The following is a 5,758-nucleotide window of genomic DNA, read 5'->3' on the forward strand; positions in this document are numbered from 1 at the left end:
CTCCGTTTTCGATCTTGAATCAGAAATGAGACCAAACGGGAATCCCTTGATTGCAGACACGGCCTAAAGGCCCTGCACGACGCGCTGCGCCATTGTCTCGATCATCTGCGCCGTTCGGGCGCACCGGTCCCCAGTGACTTGCGCGCACGGCTCGCGGCCTGCGAAGCCGACCTGATGGATGCCCGGTTCGACAACATGCCGGTCTGATCTTGCAGGTGCAGCGGCATGCAGCTTGAGGATCGTGCGTTTAACCTCTGATGTATAACGGCAAGCCAAGCAGAAGCCGCAAAGCGGCCCAACCTGAAGACCGCCACGCAAGCACCTGGAAATATGGGCTGACCGCTCAGAACCGCCACTGGGCCACGGCGACCGCGTTTAGCGCCGTTTCGCCGGGAATGTGGCCGTGGTTCCATGCATGGCGCAATCCGAAACCGAAGCTGGACGACGCGCCCATCGGTGCAAGATAGTCCAGCGCCAGGTCGATCTGCCGCGTGTCGGGAGCAAGCCCCACCGGCACATCGGCAAAGCGCACGGCCCCGCCCGGACCGACGCCCGCTGCAAGCCGCAGGTCCGCGCGGCCGGCCGTGATCGCAAGCGGCTGGCGCAGCGACAGGCCAATCGTATCGCCCGCCCGCGCCACATCCGCCAGATCGATCCCGATCTCATAGGCGCTGTACCGCGTATCCTCGAACCCCGCGACGACCCCCGCGCCGGGCCCGTCCGCGAGCCCCCATTCCCCGCGCGCGCGCAGCGCGACGCCCGGCGCGGGGCGCCAGCCCAGCCCGAACTGCAGAGACAGCGTATCGGTGTGCATCCGTTCCACCGCGCCGGGCACCACGATCCCGAGCATGGAGCCTTCGGCGCGCGCCATCTCGATCCCCGCCTCCAGGGCCAGCGGACCGAGATCGCGCCGGTGCAGCACGGCCAGCCCGGTCGCCGCACTGTCGTCGCGTGGGACATAGGCGCGCATCGCCCAGCCGGTGCCGGGGGTCGCGCGCCCCGCCTCGGCCATGGCGAAGGGGATCGTGACCGGGTCCAGCCCCGCGAAGGTCGCCGCCGACGCATGGCCGGGCAGCAGTGACGCCCCCCCGGCCACAAGCGCGGGTCCGGTCCCTGCCAGTCCGGCACGCCGCGCCGCCAGCGCCGCGCGCTGGTCCAGCGCCATGGCATCGTTGAGCAGGTCGGCGTCATCGTCTTCGCGTGGCATCTGTGCGGCCAGCGAAGACGCCTGCGCCGCGAACGCCCCGCCAAGGCTGTCGGTCACGACGATCCCGCGCGCCGACAGGCCCTCGACCAGCGCGTCGCCGCTTGCCCCGCCCGCCACGACGATCGGCACGGATACCGGCTGCGCGGGCGCGTTCTCCACCGGCACGGCAACGGGCCCGATCGGCAGCAACGCCGCGCGCAGGTCGATGAACCCGTGTCCGAATTCGCGGCTGTAACCATGCACCAGCCCCGGCGCGAAGCTCACGCTGCCCTCGGGCGTGAAGAAGCTGTTATCGGCGGTAGCCAGAAGCCGGTCGCGCAACTGCTGCGCCGACAGCTGCGGAAACGCCTCCGCCAGGATGGCGATGGCGCCCGCGACCTGCGGCACGGCAAAGGACGTGCCCGCCACCGCGCCATAGCCGCCCGTATCCGCATTGGCCGCCCAGAGAGCACCGTTCGCGGCGATGCAGAAGGCCGCCGCCTCGTTGCAGGCGGCGGATTGGCGGAATGCCGCCACGATCCGCCCGTCGCGCATGACCGGCACGGCGCTCATGGCGGCGATCCACGACCCCTGCAGATCGGGGAACGCGATGGGCAGGCCGTTGAGTTCGTTCACGCTGCCCGCGTTGAAATCGTTCTGGACCCCGAAGACGATCACGCCGTTCTGCGCGAAACGGCGCATGGCATCGAGCAGGTCGCGCCGTCCGCCGGTCAGGTAGTCCCGGTAATCGGTCGTGGCGAAGGTGCTGCCCGCAAGGTTCCAGCTGTTTGAACTGACAACCGCGCCAAGCGCCCGCGCATCGTCGAAATATCCCCCGATCTGTTCGAAGGTGACACCGATCATCGGGTCGAAATCCAACTGTCCCACATGCAGCGATGCGTTGGGCGCGACGCCCATCATGTCGCCCGACGTGTTCGACCCCGCAAGCACCGACGCGACCGCGGTGCCATGGAACCGCTCGGCCGTGGCTGCGCCGGAGGTCGTGATCGACTTGCCCGCGAATTCCGGGTGCGTCACGTCGATGCTCGTGTCGTTGATCGCCACAAGCTGCCCCAGCCCGGTCAGCCCGACGGAATGGGCGTATTCGACACGGGCCGCCTCGAACGCGTTGTTGACGATGGTGACACCCGCAAGCAGCGGATTGCCGGTGAAGCCGTAGTCGATGTTCAGCCGCTGAATCGCGAAGCGGGCAGAGGCCCGCACCGCGGCCACGTCCGCCAGCAGGAACTCGGTCACGTAATAGGCCGACGCGGCGTCGACCGCATTGCGCTCGTCCCGCAGCGCGGGCGGCAGCGGCGCATCGTCGGCGCCGCCGCCACCGCCGCCCAGGCAGCCGGACAGCAGCGTCGTGACGAGGGTCAGCGCCCATGCCGGTATGGTTCTGTCCCGTCGCACCGCGCCCGCGGTCCTTTCGATTCGTGCCACGAACGCCGCCGCAGTGCAGCGCGCCAACGCCATCCTGCGTAGCAAATGGCGACGCCCCCGCCTAGTATTCGAGGGCACATCCATGGCGGGAAAAAGCCAAGGTCATTAACCGCCGTGCGACGCTGGCCGGACGACACCGTCCCACCCGGGCAACGCCGCGCTGCAAACCGCTGCAGTCCGCCGCCGCGCCGGATGCCTGCCCGCCTGTCTGCAAGCGGCATGCCATAGTCGGAACCGCGGAACCGGGTTTCAGCCTTCGGGCCCGGACCATGTCTCGTCCAGGATCAGGGCATCGAGCGGCAGACGTGACCGCCAGCCGCGCCGCTCCAGTTCCGGGGCATCGAACAGCCGGTCTACATGGCCGAGGCACAGATAGGCCACGATCTCCACGTGGTCGGGCAGGCGGAGGATCGCGCGCAGGTCCGCATCGCGGAAGATGCTGACCCAGCCCACGCCGATCCCTTCGGCCCGCGCGGCCAGCCACAGGTTCTGCACCGCGCAGACCGTGGAATAGAGATCCATGGCGCGGTTGTGGGTGCGTCCCAGCACGACCGGCCCGCCGCGGGTGCGGTCGCAGGTCACGGCGATGTTCAGCGGCGCATGCCGGATCCCTTCGAGCTTCAGCGCGCGATAGGCGGCCTGCCGCTCCGGCGGGAACATCTCCGCCGCGGCGTCATTGGCCGCGGTGAAGGCCGCGTGGATCTCGGCCCGGCGGTCGGGATCGCGCAGCAGGATGAAGTTCCACGGCTGCATCAGGCCGACGGACGGGGCGGCATGGGCGGCTTCGAGAATTCGCCGCAACACGGCAGGGTCGATGGGATCGGGCAGGAATTCCGCCCGCACGTCCCGCCGCGCGGCGATGATGTCGTACAGCGCCTGCCGCTCGGCCGCGCTGAAGACCCTTGCGTCGGTCGGGGCGGGCGCAGGAACCGGGTCTGCGCCCGGTTCGGCCCCGCGCACCCGGTCGCCGGCATGCGCGGGCAGCGGTCGGGGTTCGGTCCGGGTGGTGGAAAAAGGGTGTCGGGCCATGGCGGTCTCCTCGCAGGGCAGCGACCCCGCGCTGTCCGGGCGCGTGGGTCCATGCCGCCAGGCCGGTCTTCTGGCTCGGGATCGTCCGGTCCGGACGCCTTCCCGGGGCGCGCCCCAGTGGCGATTGTCCGTACCGTCCCCCTTACAGCGGCGGGCCCGCGCCGGATTTCCACCGGCTTCCCGATTCTCCCCGAAGGGCACCTGGCCAGTCCAGTTTCGCCCCGCGCGTCATCGCGTGCAAGCGGGGTCTAGATGCCCTGTGCCATCCGTGACCGCCGACTGGTGGACAGTTTCATGCCCGGCGCGTTCAGCCGTGCCTCCGGGCCAATCCAGGCATAGGCCAGCAGGCAGGGATCGAGATCCGCCGTCGTGATCCGGTGTTCGTGGGCGGGCCTGTTGAGGATGAGCGACCCGGGCGCGTGGACCGCCGTGTCGTTCTCGGACCACGCCCCGGCGATAGAGATGTAGCTTTCCTCGATCTCGGCATGGCTATGCTGTGGATAGGTCGTGCGCGGCGCGAGCAGCACGAAGCCCAGCACCAGCCGTTCCGTGCGCACCGGTCCGCGCGGGCCCGCCACCTCGCAATAGGCGTATTTCTGCGCGAGCGCGCGGGGCACCTTGTCATAGCCGTATTCCCAGGTCAGCGCCGGGGCGACGCGACCCAGCGACCGGGCCAGCGCATCCACGGCGCCACGCGCGCCAAGATCCAGCGCGCGGGGCAGGTGAGCCGTCACCGGCTTGGGCGCAGGCTGGCGGAATTCCATCGCCGGGTTGGCATCGATGAGCTGCGACAGCGCATCGCGCACCCGCTTGCGGTGGGCACGGATCAGGCGGCTGCCCCCGGCCGAGCCATGGCGATAGAGCGCATCGAAATCCCTTAGCAGGTACAACCAGTCTGGCGTGTCGAACAGCCGCGGGGCGGTCGATGCGGGTGGCGCGCCGGCTTCGGTCGCGTCGGCGGGCAAGGTTTGCGGCGTGGATGACATGGATGGCAGGCTCCGGTCGCGGGGCGCCGGACGCGCCCGTTCCGGCCAGAAGACCGCAGCCGGACCGGTACTGCGTGGCGATATGCGACCCGATCCGCCGCGCAGCGACATGCAGCGCCGGTCGCGGGGTCAGCAGCGCAATTCGATCAGCGACGGTCCGATGCCCTCGAACCCCGCGCGCAGGGCTGCGGCGAAGCCGGTGGCATCGTCGGGACGGCAGGCGGGGATGCCATGCCCCCGCGCCAGGGCCACCCAGTCGAGCAGGGGGCCGTCCACGTCCATCATCGCCGCCGCGTTGCGCCCGCCGCCCGCGACGCCGACATTGACCATCTCGTCGCGCAGGATCTGGTAGCCGCGATTGGCGAAGATCACGACGGTCACGTCCAGACCCTCGCGCGCCATGGTCCACAGCGATTGTAGCGTGTACATGGCCGATCCGTCCCCGGTCAGCGCCAGCACCTTGCGGTCGGGGCAGGCGATGGCCGCCCCCACCGCCGCCGGAAGGCTGAACCCGATCGCCCCGCCCGCGACGCCCATCAGGTCATGGGGCGCCGCCATCGCCAGATGCGGCATCAGTTCCCGCCCCGAGGTCAGGGCTTCGTCGCTGACGATCGTGCGCTCGGGCATCAGCGCCGCGATGGCCCGCCCCGCTGCTGCCAGCGTCAACGCGCCGTCGGGCAGGGCGGGCCGGTCCAGCGGCACCCGCGCGGGCTGCGTGGCCGGGGTCACGCCCACCGCGTCGGCTAGCGCCGACAGCGTCCAGCCGATATCCATGTCCGCCCGGCAAAGCGCGGTCACGGTGCATCCGGACGGTTCGGGCAGGCTGGGCTGGCCGGGATAGGCGAAGAAAGCCACGGGCCGGTCGGTGCCCACCAGCGTCATGGACCGCAGGTCCGCCATCTGCGCGATCTTGGGGGCCAGCGGATAGACAAGCTGGTCGATCCGCGCCGTCCCGGCACCCAGCGCGATCCGCCCGACCAGCGCATCGGCCACCAGCCGGCAGCCCGTGGCCGCGGCGATGCGCCCCGCGAGATCCCGAAGCGGTCCGTGCAGCGCAGGGCCGCCCACCATCAGCGCGGCTCCCGGCGCACGCAGGCGGGCAGCCGCCGCG

The 5,758-nt window shown here is 70.4% G+C and carries 4 protein-coding genes and 1 riboswitch; all 4 genes read right to left on the reverse strand.

Features of this window, described 5'->3' with window-relative positions:
* Positions 1-343: 343 nt before the first annotated feature.
* Entirely contained in the window at positions 344-2,602 is a 2,259-nt protein-coding gene (locus tag DDE13_RS21570; RefSeq protein WP_162631165.1) for a S8 family peptidase, read from the reverse strand.
* A 279-nt stretch (positions 2,603-2,881) separates the two neighbouring features.
* Complete coding sequence (gene bluB / locus DDE13_RS21575; RefSeq protein ID WP_111406274.1) at positions 2,882-3,661, reverse strand: 5,6-dimethylbenzimidazole synthase; 780 nt, start codon at positions 3,659-3,661, stop codon at positions 2,882-2,884.
* A gap of 43 nt (positions 3,662-3,704) precedes the next feature.
* A riboswitch (cobalamin riboswitch) is annotated at positions 3,705-3,881 on the reverse strand.
* Positions 3,882-3,909: 28 nt separating this feature from the next.
* Positions 3,910-4,647, reverse strand: a complete 738-nt coding sequence (locus DDE13_RS21580) for a dimethylsulfonioproprionate lyase family protein (protein WP_111406275.1) — start codon at positions 4,645-4,647, stop codon at positions 3,910-3,912.
* A 129-nt stretch (positions 4,648-4,776) separates the two neighbouring features.
* The coding region (locus tag DDE13_RS21585) for an acetolactate synthase large subunit (protein ID WP_162631166.1) at positions 4,777-5,758 on the reverse strand (982 nt) is incomplete at its 5' end.

This window comes from Meridianimarinicoccus zhengii, from assembly GCF_003254465.1.
GTDB classification, from domain to species: Bacteria; Pseudomonadota; Alphaproteobacteria; order Rhodobacterales; family Rhodobacteraceae; genus Meridianimarinicoccus; species Meridianimarinicoccus zhengii.

Excerpts from the sequence above, each read along its gene's own strand:
- bluB (WP_111406274.1), bottom strand. The coding sequence starts at position 3,661 with ATGGCCCGACACCCTTTTTCCACCACCCGGACCGAACCCCGACCGCTG.
- DDE13_RS21580 (WP_111406275.1), bottom strand. The coding sequence starts at position 4,647 with ATGTCATCCACGCCGCAAACCTTGCCCGCCGACGCGACCGAAGCCGGC.